Below are 18,426 nucleotides of genomic sequence, written 5' to 3' on the forward strand. Positions count from 1 at the left end.
CCCCTTTCGTGTGATAATTATACTAGTAATTCATCACGTTTTGGTAAAAATTTATTACAAGATTGAAATTTTTTGAGCTGCTTTTAAATACGTCTTAAGTCTTAGTTAGATTTAAGGTTGTGGTCTATGGAAGGGAGTGTGTATATCATGTATCTTTAATGGTAAGGATGGAATTGTTTTTATTTATTAATCTGAAACTTTGATTTCGTTCATACGTATAAATAATAAGGATTAAATGTCAGGAGTCGATTGTGATGAATCAATTCTTAGTCTTTGTTTTGCGAATGTTACTAAGTATCCCTACGACCTTTCTTGTTTGGTTAGTAAGCTTTTTCGCCTTCGATCAAACCTTTTTGCTTTCGGGTGCTATTTCGCTTTTTGCTGGATTTCTTACTTTTTTAATAAGTGGGATGGTTTTAAAGAAGCGTTTTTTGAAAAAGCATCAATTAACAAGAAAAGAGTACCAGTATATTAAGAAAAATTTAGATGAGGCGAAGGGGAAAATTAATCGATTGCATAAATCGCTGCTTTCTATTCGCCATATTCCATCACTAAAGCAGAGAGTGGAGTTTACTCGGACAACACGAAAAATATACAGCTTAACAAAAAAAGAGCCGAAGCGATTTTACAAGGCGGAACAATTTTATTTTTCTCATTTGGATTCCGCGGTGGAGCTATCAGAGAAGTATGTATTTTTATCCGCTCAGCCCAAAAAGACTTATGAGCTCGATCAGTCTTTATATGAAACACGTAAGACATTGGAACAGCTTTCTTCATTAGTAGAGGAAGATTTGTATCAAGTCATTTCAGATGATATTGATCACCTGAATTTTGAAATAGATGTTGCAAAGCACTCAATTAAAACAATAAAAGATTCCCGAAATCTTGATGAAAGCAGGCGATTAAAATGAGTGAAAATAATCCATCCCTGTTGAAAAATACAAGTCAGGCAAATTTAATGGATGATCTTCTCTCCAATCCGTTTGGGGAGAACCAGGAACTTCAGAGCATGCAATCGAAAGAGGAGAAGCCTGTTAAGCTTATTGATGTGATTCCAGAGGAAAACCGGGTAAAGGCATATCAGCTTGCTGAACAAATTGATCCGAAAAACCACCAGGCGATGATTTCATATGGGACACCAGCGCAATCGAAGCTATTAACCTTTTCTCATACGATGTTAGAACATGTCCAAAAGAAGGATATTGGAGAAGTTGGGGAAATAATTAGCGACTTAATGCAAAAGTTTAATGAGGTCAATCCTGATGAATTACATGCACAGCCGCCATCCTTCTTTGCTCGGATGTTTGGAAGGTTATCGAGTTCCATCCAAGAAACGCTTTCTAAATACCAGAAAACAGGGGCACAAATTGACCGGATTAGTGTGAAGCTGGAACGCAGCAAAAATATACTTTTATCAGATGTCGTTATGCTTGAAAAACTCTATGAAAATAATAAAGAGTATTTCCACGCATTGAATGTTTATATTGCTGCAGGAGAGATAAAGCTTGAGGAATTGCATCAAAAAACGATTCCGGAGCTGAAAAAAGCTGCAGAAGCATCAAATGACCAAATGAAGTTTCAAGAAGTAAATGACATGATCCAATTTGCTGATCGATTAGATAAACGTTTATATGATTTAAAATTAAGCCGAGAGGTAACAATCCAAAGTGCTCCGCAAATTCGCCTGATTCAAAATACGAACCAAGCGCTTGTTGAAAAAATTCAATCATCCATTATGACCGCGATTCCGCTTTGGAAGAATCAAGTGGCAATTGCATTAACTTTAATTAGACAGCGTCATGCAGTAGAGGCACAGAAACAAGTGTCAAAAACAACGAATGAGTTGCTGTTGAAGAATGCTGAAATGCTTAAAACGAATACGATAGAGACAGCAAGAGAAAATGAGCGCGGGCTCGTGGATATTGAAACGTTAAAGAAAACACAGGAAAGCTTGATTTCCACCCTGGAGGAAACGCTGAAAATTCAGGAGGAGGGACGTCATAAACGCCGTCTTGCAGAAAATGAACTGGCAGCAATGGAAAGTGATTTAAGGCAAAAACTAATAGAAATTAAAGGATGAGATTAGTAATATGAAGAAGCATGTATGAATCAACATATGATTATACATGCTTCTTTGGCTTTTCGCAGCGAAATGAGTCATTTTCTTCTGTTATAATGACTCATATACTTTCAAAAAGGAATGAAACAAATATGTATTTGACCATTAAAGAAACAGCTGAATATCTCTCTTATCCAGAATCATATATTGAAAGCCTAGTTCAACAAAAACGAATTCGTGCAATTTATGACGGACAACAATATTTAATCAATAAAGACCAATTCACAACTCATTTGCAGCAAGTCGAAAAATATAAGGAATTGGTAGAAGAAATCTTAAATGAACCAATCCCAGAAGATTTAGATGTAAAGGATGAGGATTAATTTTGGATAATGTTTTCTGAAAACACATTGTTTTACAATTAATATTATTTGATATAGTCTTATAAATAGAAAATATTAAAGGAGGAATTCGCATGTTTGATATTACAATTATTGGGGCTGGTCCTACAGGTGCAAGTGCTGCTTTATTTGCTGCAAAAGCAGGGAAAAAAGTATTGGTTATTGATAGTGATAAAAGTGTCACAAAGCGTGCTTGGGTTGAAAACCATTATGGAGTAATGGAGATTACTGGTCCTGAGTTAGTTGAGACAGGTAAAAAACAAGCAGTTAAGTTTGGAGCAGAGCTTAAAGAAGCGACCGTGGAAAATATCGAGAAGGCTGAATCTGGCTTCACAATTCATACGGGTGATCAATCATTTGAATCGAAGCATGTTATCTTTGCAACTGGGATGCTAACAGATCTAGCTGAAAAAATTGGTTTACAAACAAAGCCTGGTACAGAGCCGCGTATTAAGACGATCTTAGACTTGGATGCCAATGGGAAGACAAATATCGAAGGCATCTGGGGAGCAGGCACAGTTGCTGGTGTAAGTATGCACACAATCATTACAGCTGGCGATGGTGCAAGAGTAGCGATTAATGTAATAAGTGAATTAAATGGTGAGCGCTATGTTGACCATGACATAATGAAATAAATATTTTGTTCAAAACCGGTATCATACCAATTTGGTAGAGACTGGTTTTTTTTATGTGGTCGTGCCCATGATTAATGGACTGATAGGTATATATTTGTTTGTAATTAGAAATTTATAACTAGGTAAACTTAGTATTTAGTGCTCTTATTTAAATTATTTTAATATTATAACATTTTAATTAGAATCTATTAATCTATTAGGAGGTAACATATGAAAAAGCCTGTTTTAACAATAGTACTAGCTAGTACATTAGCATTTGGTGCAGTCGGTTCACAGGCAGTTTTTGCCAAACCGGTAGAAATTGCTGAGAATCAGCCGGTTAAAGTGTTTGATCATAAGGTGATCAACAAGTTAAATACAGAAAACATTTATAAAAATATTGAATATTTATCAAAGACTCCTAGAGTTGCAGGTACGGAAGCGGAAGATAATGCTGTTAAGTTTATCAAAGAGCAGTTCGAATCCTATGGGTATGAAGTAGATTTGCAGCCATTTACTTTCTATGGCTATACCCCTCCTCATACAATTGAGCTGGATGTAACCGGTTATGATGGACAGCTAAATCCAGGTTCCTTTACTTATACAGTGAGCGGAGAGGTATCAGGTGAACTTGTATACGCCGGATTAGCTACCGCAAGTGACTTAGAAGGTTTGGATCTTACAGGGAAAATTGCTCTGATTAAACGCGGGGATATTTCATTTGCGGAAAAAGTGTTAAATGCCGCTAATAAAGGCGCATCAGGCGTTGTGATTTACAATAATACTTCAGGCGCCATGAACGGTACGCTTGGAGAGGCAAATGATCAATATGTTCCTGCCGCGTCTTTATCAAAAGCAGAGGGGGATGCCCTTGCTGCTTCCTTAAGTAATGGGGAAACACTTACAGCAGCTTTAAAAATCGAGGGTGCAAGGACGGGGGAGAGTGTTTCCCATAATGTAATCGCAACGAAAAAACCAACGAATAAAAAGAAGGATACAAATGATGTGATCGTAGTAGGATCTCATCACGATTCAGTAGCTGGTGCACCTGGAGCAAATGATGATGCTTCCGGAACTGCAATGACACTTGAACTAGCTCGTGTATTTAAAGATTTACCGACTGATTCTGAAATTCGCTTCATTACATTTGGTGCTGAAGAATTAGGCTTGATTGGTTCAACACACTATGTTGCAAACCTTTCGGATGATGATAAAAACCGCATCATTGCAAACTTTAATCTTGATATGGTAGGAAGCAAGGATGCTGGTGAATTAATTATGGCAACTCTAGACGGACAGCCGAACCTTGTTACTGAGCTTGCTCAGGCTTCTAGTATACGATTAAATGGAGAATCAACTCCATACTCACAAGGTGGAAGAAGCGACCATGTCCCATTTGCGGAAGCTGGAATCCCTGCTGCTCTATTCATTCATAGTCCATCTGAACCTTGGTACCATACGCCAGAAGATACTATTGATAAAATTAGCAAAGAAAAGCTGAAGGATGTTGCTGAAATCGTAGGCACAGCTGTTTATGAGCAAGCACGATTTGACAATATGGGACCAAAACCTAAAAAGACGAAAAAGGTTAAGGCTGATAAACAAGCATATCATGAACAAGATATTAGATAATTTAATTAGCAGTGCCTTCTTGGAGGTACTGTTTTTTTGTGGTCATAGATTAAAAATGTTAAAATTGACAAAATCTATTAAATTAGTGGCTTAAAAAAAGGATAAGTACTTAAACTAGTGGTAACTTGATTGAATGGCATACATATTGATAATCTATCGACAAACTGAATGGAGGCAAAGATAATGATACGCTTTGGAGTAATAGGAACGAACTGGATTACTGATCGATTTTTACAGGCGGTAAAGAAAATGACTGATTTTTCATTAACTGCTGTTTATTCACGGACTTCGGAGCGGGCACGTGAATTTGCTGAAAAGTATCAGGTTCACAATACATTTACTTCTATTGAAGAAATGGCGATGAGTGATGTGCTGGATGCGGTTTATATAGCCAGTCCGAATTCATTTCATGCAAGTCAGGCAATTACCTTTTTAAATCATGGCAAGCATGTATTATGTGAGAAGCCATTCGCTTCAAATGCAGCAGAAGTAGAGAAAATGATTGAAGCAGCCAAAAGAAATGATGTGCTGCTGATGGAAGCGATGAGAACAACCTTCCTTCCTAATTTTACTCTTATCAAGGAAAATCTGTATAAGCTTGGCAAAATCCGCAGATATGCCGCAAATTATTGTCAGTATTCCTCTAGATATGACGCATATAAAGCAGGTACAATTTTGAATGCATTTAACCCCGTTTTCTCTAACGGATCCTTAATGGACTTAGGGGTTTATTGCATCTACCCAATGGTTGTCTTATTCGGTGAGCCGAAGGAAGTAAAGGCAACTTGTGTCATGCTAGAATCGGGCGTTGATGGAGAGGGAAGCCTCCTTATAAAGTATGATGAAATGGAAGCAGTTATTATGCACTCAAAAATAACGGATTCCAACTTGCCTTCAGAAATACAAGGGGAGGAAGGAACGATGATCATTGATCATATGGCTGAACCCGGACATGTAGAAATTCGTTATCGGGATGGAAAAAAAGAAGTTATTTCTACTAAGCATGAAGGGGATGGGATGTACGATGAAGCTAGGGCTTTTGTTGATTTGATTAAGGAAGGAAAGAAAGAGTCCTCTATTAATTCCCATAGGAACTCCCATGTAACTGCAACGATTTTGGACGCTGCAAGGAAAGAGATGGGTCTTATTTTTCCGGCAGATAATAATAGATAGCCTTGCAAATTTCTGCAAGGCTATGACATTAATATCCTTTATTATAATCAACTAAATTAATTGCAGGAGTGTCTCCTTGTATGTACTGTTTCAAATTAGGGATGAAAATATCTTCTATCACACGTTTTGTATAATGTTCTGTTGACCCGGATGTATGTGGAGTAATAATGACATTTTCAAGCTCCCATAATGAGCTGCCTTCGCATAAAGGCTCTTGTTCAAAAACATCAAGACCCGCACCAGAAATTTCTCCATCTTGCAAAGCTTTAATGAGCTCTTGTTCTTCAACGATGCTTCCTCTGCCTATATTAATGAAGAAAGAGGAGGGCTTCATCAATTTAAATTGCTCAATTCCAAATAGATGATGGGTTTCCTTTGTGTAAGGAAGAGTGACCACGACATAGTCACATTGCGGCAGCACACTATTTAAATGCTGGAGTGTATACATCGTATCTACATATTCCGCAGGTTTTCCTGAGTGCCGAAAGCCAATGACTTCCATCCCGAATGCTTTAGCAATTTTTGCAGTTTCTTTGCCGATAGCGCCTATTCCTAAAATCGCAATGGTTTTCCCGTGTATTTCAAGATTTAGCCCTGCATGATCCCATGTTTTTGTCTGCTGGTTTTTTACATATGTATGGATTTTCCGTGTTAATGCAAGCATAAGGGCAAAGATGGTTTCTGAGATGGGATAGGCATGAACGCCATTTGCTGAGGTTGTATGTATATTTTTATCTTCTAATTTTTGTAATGGCAAGCTATTCACTCCAGCTGACCATGCTTGCAGCCAGCGCAATTTGGAATGGTGGGAAGATATCAATCCCTCCATTTCCTTCTTCCAGCTAACAATAACTTCTGCCTCATTTAAATGGTCGGACCAGATGCTTTTTTCTTTTCCAATCACAAGCTCCCAGTTTGGTATGATCTCTTTAATTTTTTCAATTAGTCCTTGACTAAGATTTTGGGTAATCACTAGTTTTCTATTTTGCATCATAATCCCTCCATTTATATAATATTGCAAAAAGAGGAGGATCCAGTAAGGATCGCCCTCTTTTTGCAGAATTATTATCTATTTTTAGAATTTGAGAACAGTCTAGCGCAAGCAGACGCTTCCGCTTTTCAAGTTATGACAAAAACTCATGCGGATTTAAGCCAAGCTCCATGCAAATTTCAGTAACGATTTGTTTCTCGCCTGGATCAAAATGGCCGTCTGCATAGCCGATAGCAATACAATAACGAGCAACCAATCTGGCAATTTCCGGTTTTGATCGAATACGTCCTAAAGCTTTGAATGCTTCAGCACGTCCAATAATAGAATCTCTTTCAATTTTTTGCACAAATAAATTAAATTGCTGAATCACTTTGTTTGTATCAAAAACTCTTAATTCCTCGCTCTGGTTGACAAACTCAATCATTTTTTGACGCTCAGCCTGATCAAGTCTGCCATCGGCAAGTGCTACAAGTGCACAGGCAGCTACTACCGCATCCATAACATCTTGACTCTTATAGCGGGTAAATAGCTCTTGCGCTCTTCTTTTTTGCTGATTTGCCCATTGTGCGTAATCGGTTTGATTTGGTGACCAGGAATGGCTGCAGTTGTTACAAGTAAATTTTAATTGGTTTTTTCCTATAAATCCGCCTAATAGTCCCACTGGACCTAGGATAAGTCCGCCTATTGCTGCTTTTCCAAGGCCGAAGCCCTTTTCTCCGGTTCTAACGTTCGAAGATCCGCAGCGAATACAATTGATATTGTCACCCCCATATGCATGGGAGGAGGAGTTTGTCTGTCCATATGTAGATTGGTTGCTCGCTGATGAGTAGCTGGATTGTCCATAAGAAGGCTGATTATAGGACGTATTAGCTTGTCCAGCTTGACCAATCCCTTGTGGCTGGTTATACGGAGAATTGTATTGTCCGTTTGATCCAAACCCAGGCTGATTAAATGTACTTTGCTGGTGAGTCGGCTGGCCGTAGCTTGGTTGATTGTATGCTGTGTTTGGCTGAGTATTAAATACCTGTTGTGTGCCGCCAAAGGATGGGCTGTTCTGCTGCTGGTATCCTGACTGAAATGCAGGCTGTACCGCAGGCTCATCGTCAACAGTCACACCGAAATTACGGCAAAGTGCTGCTAAACCGCCTTGGAACCCGCTGGCAATGGCATTAAATTTCCATTCGCCATTATGGCGGTATAGCTCTGCCGTTACAATGGCCGTCTCTACCGTAAATTCACGTCCAAGATCAAAGCGAATTAATTCTTCATTCGTATATGCGTTAAATATTCTTACATAGGCATTCGAAACTTGTCCGAAGTTTTGCCCTTTTGCTTGGGCATCGTGGATAGTAATCGTGAAGGCGATGCGGTGAATGGAAGGTGGAACTTTATTCAGTTCAATTTTAATTTGCTCATCATCGCTTGCGCCGGCACCTGTTCTGTTATCGCCGCTATAAATAATTGATCCGTTTCCGCCAGATGGATTATTATAGAAGACGAAATCCAAATCACTTTGAACTTTTCCTGAAGGACCTACTAAAAATGCAGAAGCATCTAAGTCATAGTTTGAACGGCCTCCACTGCTTACATCCCATCCTAATCCGACAACAACCATTTCCAAACCGGGATTGGTTTTTGTTAAATCTACTTTTTGACCTTTACGTAAAGTAACGCCCACAATTATTCACTCCTTAAAATAGTGCAGTTAGTTAATTAACGTTTATATGTGTAAAAAGTTTCAGCTAATTCGTTATTTCCTATGTATATTATAGTTCACTAGTCTATGAAAAAGAAAATAATATCCCTTAATAGAAATGCGCAAGCGCCTTCGGAACAATCAAAGTTCCGATTGTTCCTGCGATGATCTCTCAAAGAAGCTTTCCTTTGTGTTCACCCCCGACAAGCACAAGCCAATCCTCCCGGAAAGGTGTTCTTTACTTTTTGGGAGGATTGGCTTGTGACCTCGAGGGGGCAGGCGCTGAAGCTAGACAATTCTCTGACTTATAAGTTATACGCCTATCTTTTAAAAAATGGTCAGCCTCTAAATAGGAGACTGACCATTATTATGGTTTTTTACCAAAGTGCTGGCTTAGCCACCATAAACCAAAGCATGATCATAAGAAGAATGAGATAGAGCCAGCTTGACCATGATAGTTTTTTGACTAATTTAGGTTTGTCTTGTTTAGGCTCAAAAAAAACACGAAGTGTAGGTGTATACGCACGAGCTAAGAAAAAAATTGAACCAAACATGACAATTAATGTTGCAATGATCCATGATGCTTTCCATGTCCAAGGACCCATTACAATAAGTAAAACACCGCTCCCCACTAAGACATGTCCAGCATGTTTAACGAGTCTGACGGAAAATCGAATGATATCGATATAGGCTTGCTGCACATTTGTATCGGCAGAACGAAGCTTTTTTACAATTGGAATTAAGATAATGAAGGGCCCAATTGAGAAAACCGCACTACCTACATGCAGGTAAACAATAAATCGGTAAAGTGTATCCATTACTCCGAAACAGGACGGAATTCATGTACCCACACCCTCATTTGCGGCAGCCAAGGCATACCAGGGTGGAAAGAAAGAATAGATTCTTTGTACTCCTCTACATTTTCGTAGCCTTCTTGCTTGGCATGTTCATCCGTTAACTCACCAAGTGCTTGAGAATAAACATTTTCAACGACAAAGTCTTTTCCCTGAAGGGTCATAATTTCACCGATGTCCGCATAGCGTCCATTGCGGCGTGTAGCTGTTTTTTTGCCTGCAAGCACTTTTTCTATATCTTCAGGAACCGTTACTAATTTATCGATTGTACAAGTTTTTGGCGGCAGTTCTTGATTATTATGTTGATTTGTCACCTGAATTCCTCCTTATTTCTTCCAATTGCTTTGATGTTATTATAATTTAAATGAACTTTTTAATGAAACAATGCGATTAAATACCGTTTTTTCAGAAGTTGAATGCTTTGGATCAACATTGAAATAGCCATGACGGAAAAATTGGAATTTATCCTGCGGCTGAACATCCTTCATATTAGGCTCAACAAACCCTTGGACAATTTCCAGTGAGTTGGCATTAACATAGTCGAGGAATGTTTTTTCCTGAGGAATTTCCTCGTTCATTTCTGCATCAAGGATTAACGGTTCATACAAACGAAACTCTGCTGGAACGGCATTTTTTGCATCTACCCAATGGATTGTTCCTTTTACTTTACGCCCAGTAAAGCCTGTGCCGCTCTTTGTCTCAGGATCATATGTGCAGTGAATTTCAACGACTTTGCCATCTGCATCTTTAATGACATCATTACATTTAATGAAGTAAGCATGCTTTAAACGTACTTCGTTGCCAGGGAAAAGGCGGAAGTATTTTTTCGGCGGATCTTCCATAAAGTCATCTTGCTCAATATAAATTTCTCTCGAGAATGGGATTTGGCGTGAACCCATTTCAGGATTTTCAGGATTGATTTCAGCATCAAGCATTTCAACCTTATCCTCTGGATAGTTTGTAATAACTACTTTCAATGGATTTAATACTCCCATTGTACGCGGTACTTCAAGCTTTAAGTCTTCTCTGACAAAATGCTCAAGCATTGCCTCATCGACAGCTCCAGAGCCTTTTGAAACGCCAGTTGCTTTAACAAATTCGCGAATAGCTCCTGGTGTAAAGCCTTTTCTTCTTAAACCAGAAATCGTTGGCATCCGCGGGTCATCCCAGCCATCAACAAAGCCTTCATCCACAAGCTGTTTTAATTTTCGTTTGCTCATGACAGTATTTGTGATGTTCAGGCGTCCGAATTCAATTTGCTGCGGCTTGCTTTCCATATCACATTCCTCAACAACCCAGTTATATAACGGGCGCTGATCTTCAAATTCAGTGGTACAAATTGAATGTGTAACATTTTCAATTGCATCTTCAAGCGGATGTGCAAAAGCATACATCGGATAAATGCACCACTTATCTCCAGTATTGTGATGTGTAGCATGTGCTACTCGGTAAATGACTGGATCACGCATGTTTAAATTTGGTGAGGCCATATCAATCTTTGCCCGCAAAACTTTACTGCCGTTTTCAAATTCTCCATTGCGCATACGCTCAAATAAATCAAGATTTTCTTCAATCGTACGATTGCGGTACGGGCTGTTTTTTCCAGGTTCTGTGAGTGTGCCGCGGTATTCACGGATCTCTTCTTGTGATAATTCATCAACATATGCTTTTCCTTTTTTTATTAAAAGGACCGCACGATTATACATTTCTTCAAAATAATCAGATGCAAAGCGCAGTTCATCCCATTCATAACCAAGCCACTTGACATCTTCTTTAATAGAATCTACATATTCTTGGTCTTCCTTTAATGGGTTTGTATCATCGAAGCGTAAATTTGTTTTTCCTTCAAAATCATCTGCAAGACCAAAGTTAATAATAATCGATTTGGCATGACCGATATGAAGATATCCATTCGGCTCAGGCGGAAAGCGAGTGATAATTCCTTTATGCTTTCCAGTCTCCAAATCTTCAATCATAATATTTTTAATAAAATTGGATGAATTATTTTCCAAACCTGTATCAGCCTTTCTATAATATATAGTTATTCTTTATTTTACTGATTTCTACTAGGTAAATCAATGAGGGACGATGTGAGGAACCTGCAGAATGTGACAAAAAAACCTGCATCCTGACGAATTTCTTTATATATGCATGTTTCATTTTATTTAAAAGCGGCTATTTAGATAAAAAAGCGCATGAATATTTTCCTATTATTAAAATTGTTACAATGGAATACAATAATGTAATCAAAAAAATATAGATAATTTGTTAGAATACAAGAAAGAGTTGAAGAAATTTGTTGAATCGTGGCCGTGACCCTTCAGCTTTCTAGGCTGAATTTGTTTATCTTTCAAAATAATGTTCGTGGGGGAAACATGATGACAATAGATGAAAAGCTAAATAAGAAAGTTTATTACCAAACATTGGTAAACGAAAATGAGTATTTGCATTCAATGAAAATCCTTGGAGATCTTTATATGGAGGAACAGAAGAAGGAGTTATCTGATTTATCCTATATCCGCTTTTCACAAGGGGAATTCTATTTCCATAACCGGGATTATGAAGCTGCCATTTTTAAATGGGAAAACATAAGTAATGAACTAGAGCCATGGGCGAAGAAAAATATGGCTGATGCCTATTTTGAGCTTGAACTGCTTTCAACGGCAGAGGATATTTATCGATCCATTCATACCGATTCAGATGTATTAAAGACAGAAGTACTTCTGCAGCTGTTTTCACTTTATATTGAGCAGGGGAAGCTTGAACGGGCTGTAGAAGTGATTAAAGAAGCTGTGATCTTAAACCCGGACTATTCGGAAGTAACGGAAATTGCACGATCCTTTTTTGAGGAATATCAGGATTGGCATAATGCGGTGGAGCTTGCGGTAAATGAATCTGTTCGCACAGGAGATTTGCGGTGGTACGGTATTCTCCACACATATGTTGAACAAGGAAAAATGATGAAAATGCCTCCAAGTGATTTCAGTGAGGTGCTGCATACACTCTATAAAGTGGACTTAATGAAGTTTGAAGTACTATCCGTATCATTCTGGAAGTGTTATAAGAATAGTGAATTCTATTTTTCTTGGCTTAATGAGATTAATCAAATTCTTCTACATAAGGATGGGAGCAAGGCGCATAAATGGCATGAGTTATCTGAACTCTATCATCATACGTATTTCGAATTAATCGATGGGAAGTATTTAATCAAAGAATTGTCTCACCTTATCCCGGATCACCTAACGAATTGGCTGAAGCTGGCTGACTCATCTCATGCTTTGTTTGCCGCTGCTTCCACCCTGGCCTGGAGTGAAATTTTTACCTCTGGAATTGAACCAGAAATCATCAATAAAGCAGAAAGTTTATTAAAGAAAACCGCGAGAGATGGAGATGAACTGGAAGAGGGATATCTTCTATTTGAATCTATTGCTCAGTGGGCCAAAAAGAATGGAATTGAATTAGGAAAGCGTTTTGGATGGATGGTCAAAGAGCTGCTGAATCTGAATGACCATCATATTCTTCTGGCTGGCACTGATTATCGAAGTAAATTAAATTTTATTCAATCAACTATTGGCGAAAAAACGATGCATAATCTATCCTCCATACCAGCTATTTATAAAGATAGTGATACGTCTGAAATAATGGAAATTTCTGATGAAGAATTTAGAGAGATTGCTAATCTATCAGAGCAATCCATCCATCCGCAAGCAATTATTCAATATAAGCAGCCGATGTCTTTTTTGCAGGATAATAAAATTGCAATTATTGATACGCCTGCCATGACTGGAGAGTATAAATTCAGGAATGAAGTATATCAATACTTGCAGTTCGCTGATAGCTTATTATTTATTCTTAATTCAGATGAACTTTTTTCGGAGAAGGAGCTTGAGGCAGCGTTAAAGATACGAGAGAAAGCACCGAATCTGCCTATTCATTTTCTTATCAATAACACCGATCAAGAGGTAGTTGACCAAGTCTCTGCACATGTGCATACGTATTTCCCGAAAGTAAAGCTTCTTGCTATTTCCACTGCTGATTTCGAGTTAAATGGTCTCTCAAATCTTATAGCTGAAATAAAAAACAATCGAAATCTTGAAGAAGAACGCATATCTAAAGTACATCAATATATCCGAAGAACGATTAAGTATCTGCTAGAAAGACGTGTAGAAATGGAAAATAGCTATATTGATTCAATAAAATGGAATGAAGAAATGGTAACAAAGCTTAACGGGGCAACGAATCAATTAAATGATCTGGAAGAAGAGAAGATTCGAACGATCAAGAGAGCTTTTCGAAAAATGGTAGATGATATGAAGTTAGAAGTAACAGAGGAAATTCCAAGTTTACTGCGAACATGCTCAGAGCATATTACTGAGAACTGTGATTTTGGAAAAATCCATATCAAGCTTAATGATGAAATGAATGATAGAATTCAGAATTATATGGATGAAAAAGAACTGCCGAGCATTCATGATGCTTTTCAAAATTGGATTTCTGATGCAAGGATCGAGTTTGAACAAAGTCAAAGCTTCCTGAATGAAATGAGTATTGGATTCAATGACCTTTATAATGATGAGAAAATAAAACTGGATTGTGACTTTAAACTATTGGATGATTGGCGGCGGGATGCAGACCGGATGACAAGAGGTTCGATTCAGTTAGAAAAAATGAATATACTTATGCGATTTACCCCAGCCCAATTTTTACTGAAAAGCGCAGGCAAACTGTTTAACGCTCTTCCGCAGAATAAGGCTTTAATTCTTAATAAGTATAAGCAATATATTGAACATGAAGATTATAGCAGTGTATCTGCTGCAATTTTAAATCAGCTGCTTCAACCATTTGAATTGTTTGAGAAGGCGTTAGATCGAGATATACACATGTTTTTCGATCATCCATTCTGCGTACTAAACGAAGCAGCAGAAGAAGCAAATAAAGAAATAGAATGGAATAAAGAATCATTAAGAGAAATGAGAATGAATCCGGAAACCTACCGGGATCCGATAACACTCTTCCAGCTGAAGCTACGGCAATTTGAATGGATGACAAATGCTGGTAAAGCACTCCATCAGTATCAGTAAGAAAAAACTACAAAGACTCCACATGATCAGACGGAAGTAATCATACTTCCGTCTCTTATCTAATAAATTCACCACTGATCTACTACAGCCTTCTAAAATGCATTCCGATAGAGTTTCATAAGAATGATATTTTAGCAGGGAGGAGGAGGAAAAAATGAGTTTTAAAAAGAAGCAATTTCTTGCATTGGGCTTAACGGTCTTTTGTATGGTTCTATTAATGTTCGTGATTTTGTTTATGGTCAATTTGATGAGAACAAATATGATAGAAATTGTCCAAGACCGATATTATAAAGTGAAGCAAGCAACGGAAATTAGACAATTATTTGATCAAGCTGATCGGCAGCTCTTAAGAATTGTTGTTGATAAAGAAATAACAGATACGACGATTATTTCCGAGTCATTGAAAGCAAACGATGCAGGCATACAATCGAGACTTATTGATCTCCAGCATTCAGTCAATACGAAAGAAGGCAGAATGCATGTTAATCAAATAGAATTAGCATATCAATCGTATTATGAAATGGAACAGCAATTTCTTGCAGACCTGAAAAATGGGGAAGCAGAAAAACTCAAAGCATTATACGATAAAGAACGAGCAAATCGAGATGGGTTATTAATCAACTTAGACGATTTTAAGGATTATCAGGAATCGTTAATGGAAGAATCATTGAAAAATGCTACAAATACATATAATACCCTAGTAATTGTGCTAATCTCTGCAGTCGCAGTTGCACTTATATTAATCATACTTGTAACACTTTGGTTAATTAGAAGCACAAGCAGAAATATTCATTCGATAACAAAAGGAATCAAGAAGATTGATTTTGCAAATTTAACAAGAATTCCGAGGCTTGATGTAAAAGCAAAAGATGAAATCGGTGAAATTGCGTCCGCATTTAATTCAATGGCTTCATCGCTGGAAACCTATAGTGCAAAGGAAATGCAATATACTTTGGAAATTACAGAACAAAACTGGATAACAACTCATTCGTCAAGCATTGTCCATTTGTATAGTCATCATGTAACGATTAAAGGGTTTGCTGAAGAGCTAATTAATAATTTAGCAAATGTGTTAGAAGCAAAGCTTGGTGTCTTTTATTTAAAGGAAGAAGGGAAAAAGCCTGTTTTTCGTAACATTGCTTCTTATGCAGATATGGAGCAAAAGGCGGGAAGAGATTACTTTTTTGAAGGAGAAGGGCTTGTTGGGCAATGTGCGAATGATAGAAAAGTATTTTTCTTAAATGATGTTCCTGAAGATTATCAGGTGATTTCAACAGGACTGGGGACAATCAAACCGAAAAGTATATTAATGGCGCCAATTTTATTAAAGGATGAGGTGTTAGCTGTTATTGAATTAGCTAGCTTACAAGCCTTTACATCTACACAAGTAAAGCTTTTGGAAGAGGTGCTAGGAACTCTCGGAATCGCTATTACAAATATTCTTGGAAGAATGGAGATCGCCTGTCTGCTTCAAGAGTCACAGGCAAAGACGGAAGAATTGCAAATGCAATCCGAGGAGCTGCAAACCCAATCTGAGGAATTACAATCTCAATCTGAGGAAATGCAAACACAAGCAGAAGAACTCCGCATGATCAATGAGCAGCTTGAAGAGCGGACGAAGGATGCTGAGCTTAAATCAGAAGAACTTCAAGCAGCGAAAGAGAGTCTAGAAGAAAAGGCACGTGAACTACTGCAAAGCTCGAAATATAAATCTGAATTTCTGGCAAATATGTCACATGAGCTTCGGACACCACTAAATAGTATTTTATTGCTATCTGAAATGATGACAGATGATCCAGACCATGGCTTGAGTGAAGAACAAGTTGAATTTTCCAAGGTTATCCACTCATCAGGCCAGGATTTGCTGAATTTAATAAACGATATTTTGGATTTGTCAAAGGTTGAGGTAGGGAAGCTTGATATTCATTTTGAAGAGGTAAATGTTAATGAATTTGCCGATCGATTAAACCGTCACTTCATGCCATTTGCTAAGCAAAAAAATCTTGCCTTTACAGTTAATGTAAGTGAAACGGCGCCTCATTCTATTTTTACAGATGAGCAGCGTCTACAGCAAATTATTAAAAACCTGCTTTCGAATGCCTTTAAATTTACAGAGGAAGGCTCTGTTTCTGTTTCAGTAGAAAAAGCAATCAGCCAGGAATTTCAAGAAATATCTTTTGGAAATGAAGCTGATATGTGGCTAAAAGTAGTTGTTTCTGATACTGGTATTGGTATTCCAGAGGAAAAGCATGAGGAAATATTTGAAGCATTTCAGCAAGTGGACGGTGCAACAATGAGGAAGTATGGGGGTACAGGATTGGGATTATCAATCACAAAAGAGTTTGCGCAGCTTCTTGGCGGGGTATGTAAAGTACAAAGCAGCGAAGGGGCAGGAAGCAGCTTTACCTTACTTATCCCTAGTTTGCCGGAAGGGCTACTAGAAATAGAGGAGAATAGAGTGAAAGTTGAGGCTGCATCTGCTATAGCTGATGTCGTGCTTACTGAAGAACTGGTGGAGCACGAGCCGGCTGAATCAATTGAACCTTTTGATGAGAACTCTACTGTTTTAAAAGGAAGAACGGTTCTTGTTGTTGATGATGACCTTCGAAATATTTTTGCGGTGAAAAATGCACTCGAAAAGGAGGGCATGAATGTAATAACGGCTGAAAATGGCATGGAATGTTTAAGAATAATCGAAGAAACAAATAAAATGGATATTGTGTTAATGGATATTATGATGCCAGTCATGGATGGATATGAAACGATGCAGAGGATTCGCGGGATGGAGGAACATCAGGATGTACCGATTATAGCATTGACTGCAAAAGCAATGAAAAGTGATCGCCGCAAATGCATTGAATCAGGTGCCTCTGATTATATCAGCAAGCCGTTAAACCTCGAACAGCTATTATCAGTGATGAGGGTTTGGCTGTCGTAGCAATGTTATAAGGAAATAGATTTTTTATGGAGAAGTGATGCTTAGAATGCCAAGAGTAAATAAGGAAGAAGTAGAGCTTGAAATCCTTTTATGGGCTGTATTTCGCCTTTCAGGTTATGATTTCAGACAATATATGAAGTCTTCAATTATGCGAAGGGTTCAAAGCCGTTTAAATCAAGAGAGATTGCCAAACATTGCAAGCCTTACAGAAAGAGTTATCCACGATGAAACGTATTTAAATAAACTATTAGGTGATTTCTCCATCAATGTGACAGAAATGTTTAGGGATCCGTCCTTCTTTTATGCCCTTCGCAAGGAGGTCGTACCTTATCTAAGAGAGCTGCCAGAAATCCGTATTTGGCATGCAGGCTGTTCTACTGGGGAGGAAGTCTTTTCCATGGCTATTTTACTGGAAGAGGAAGGGCTAATGAACCGGACAAAGATTTATGCAACGGATATGAATGAAAAGGTGCTATCAAAAGCAGAAAAAGGGCTCATTCCATTGCAAAAAATGCAGGCTTATACAAAAAACTACATGCTAGCAGGTGGAAAGCAATCCTTTTCTGAATACTATACAGCTGATTGTGAGTACGCCTATTTAAATCCAAATTTGCTGGAAAAGGTTGTTTTTGCCCAGCATAATTTAGTGACTGATCGATCCTTTAATGAGTTTCATGTCATTATCTGCCGGAATGTCCTGATCTATTTTAATGTTAAACTTCAGTCACATGTTCTTGAATTATTTAATGAAAGTTTAAGTGCAAACGGATTTCTCGGATTAGGGAGTAAGGAGTCCATTCGAACAGAAGCCGATTATTTCGAAGACTTCAATATGAAAGAAAAAATATTTCGAAAAAAAACAAATTAAAATAGGCTGCAATTGGATAGGGAAAAATAGAGTGTTTCATTACGCTCTATTTTTTTTGCATTTATGATAATTGTAATGTTACTTAGTTTTTGATAAAATTATATTATGTAACATTAGGC

Annotated in this window: 14 protein-coding genes; 9 read left to right on the forward strand and 5 right to left on the reverse strand. The window is 37.9% G+C overall.

The window, feature by feature from the left end:
- Positions 1-254 precede the first annotated feature (254 nt).
- The 6 genes from C1726_RS09475 (at position 255) to C1726_RS09500 (ending at position 5,879) form a co-directional block, all read left to right on the forward strand.
- Complete coding sequence (locus C1726_RS09475) at positions 255-911, forward strand: 5-bromo-4-chloroindolyl phosphate hydrolysis family protein (RefSeq protein WP_102272905.1); 657 nt, start codon at positions 255-257, stop codon at positions 909-911.
- Positions 908-2,080, forward strand: a complete 1,173-nt coding sequence (locus tag C1726_RS09480) for a toxic anion resistance protein (RefSeq protein ID WP_102272906.1) — start codon at positions 908-910, stop codon at positions 2,078-2,080. The genes C1726_RS09475 and C1726_RS09480 overlap by 4 nt, the downstream gene beginning before the upstream one ends.
- 131 nt (positions 2,081-2,211) lie before the next feature.
- Positions 2,212-2,442, forward strand: a complete 231-nt coding sequence (locus C1726_RS09485) for an excisionase family DNA-binding protein (protein WP_102273252.1) — start codon at positions 2,212-2,214, stop codon at positions 2,440-2,442.
- A 92-nt stretch (positions 2,443-2,534) separates the two neighbouring features.
- Positions 2,535-3,095, forward strand: a complete 561-nt coding sequence (locus C1726_RS09490; RefSeq protein ID WP_102272907.1) for an FAD-dependent oxidoreductase — start codon at positions 2,535-2,537, stop codon at positions 3,093-3,095.
- Between the two features lie 210 nt (positions 3,096-3,305).
- A complete protein-coding gene (locus C1726_RS09495; protein WP_102272908.1) occupies positions 3,306-4,706 on the forward strand; it encodes a M28 family peptidase in 1,401 nt (466 codons plus the stop codon).
- A 183-nt stretch (positions 4,707-4,889) separates the two neighbouring features.
- Complete coding sequence (locus C1726_RS09500; RefSeq protein WP_102272909.1) at positions 4,890-5,879, forward strand: Gfo/Idh/MocA family protein; 990 nt, start codon at positions 4,890-4,892, stop codon at positions 5,877-5,879.
- A gap of 28 nt (positions 5,880-5,907) precedes the next feature.
- Here C1726_RS09500 and C1726_RS09505 read toward each other — a convergent pair whose 3' ends face one another.
- The 5 genes from C1726_RS09505 to C1726_RS09525 all read right to left on the reverse strand — a co-directional run bounded on the left by C1726_RS09505 (position 5,908) and on the right by C1726_RS09525 (position 11,432).
- Positions 5,908-6,870, reverse strand: coding sequence for a D-2-hydroxyacid dehydrogenase (locus C1726_RS09505; protein ID WP_102272910.1), 963 nt, complete (start codon positions 6,868-6,870; stop codon positions 5,908-5,910).
- Positions 6,871-7,003: 133 nt separating this feature from the next.
- Complete coding sequence (locus C1726_RS09510; RefSeq protein WP_102272911.1) at positions 7,004-8,548, reverse strand: TerD family protein; 1,545 nt, start codon at positions 8,546-8,548, stop codon at positions 7,004-7,006.
- Positions 8,549-8,943: 395 nt separating this feature from the next.
- Positions 8,944-9,384: a hypothetical protein gene (locus C1726_RS09515; RefSeq protein WP_102272912.1), complete on the reverse strand. Its 441-nt coding sequence runs from the start codon at positions 9,382-9,384 to the stop codon at positions 8,944-8,946.
- Positions 9,384-9,734: an ASCH domain-containing protein gene (locus C1726_RS09520; RefSeq protein ID WP_102272913.1), complete on the reverse strand. Its 351-nt coding sequence runs from the start codon at positions 9,732-9,734 to the stop codon at positions 9,384-9,386. The genes C1726_RS09515 and C1726_RS09520 overlap by 1 nt, the downstream gene beginning before the upstream one ends.
- A gap of 39 nt (positions 9,735-9,773) precedes the next feature.
- Positions 9,774-11,432: a glutamine--tRNA ligase/YqeY domain fusion protein gene (locus C1726_RS09525; RefSeq protein ID WP_102272914.1), complete on the reverse strand. Its 1,659-nt coding sequence runs from the start codon at positions 11,430-11,432 to the stop codon at positions 9,774-9,776.
- 366 nt (positions 11,433-11,798) lie between these two features.
- Between C1726_RS09525 and C1726_RS09530 the strand changes: the two genes are divergently transcribed.
- The 3 genes from C1726_RS09530 (at position 11,799) to C1726_RS09540 (ending at position 18,307) form a co-directional block, all read left to right on the forward strand.
- Positions 11,799-14,501 carry a GTP-binding protein gene (locus C1726_RS09530; RefSeq protein WP_102272915.1) on the forward strand — a complete coding sequence of 901 codons (2,703 nt, stop codon included), beginning with the start codon at positions 11,799-11,801 and terminating at the stop codon, positions 14,499-14,501.
- 154 nt (positions 14,502-14,655) lie between these two features.
- Positions 14,656-17,439 (forward strand): response regulator, encoded by a 2,784-nt coding sequence (locus tag C1726_RS09535; protein WP_102272916.1) that lies wholly within the window; start codon positions 14,656-14,658, stop codon positions 17,437-17,439.
- Between the two features lie 37 nt (positions 17,440-17,476).
- The gene (locus C1726_RS09540; protein WP_180968153.1) at positions 17,477-18,307 is read left to right on the forward strand and encodes a CheR family methyltransferase; all 831 of its coding nucleotides are present in this window, start codon (positions 17,477-17,479) and stop codon (positions 18,305-18,307) included.
- Positions 18,308-18,426 lie beyond the last annotated feature (119 nt).

The sequence above is a fragment of the Cytobacillus massiliigabonensis genome, from assembly GCF_900199725.1.
GTDB lineage: Bacteria > Bacillota > Bacilli > Bacillales > Cytobacillaceae > Cytobacillus > Cytobacillus massiliigabonensis.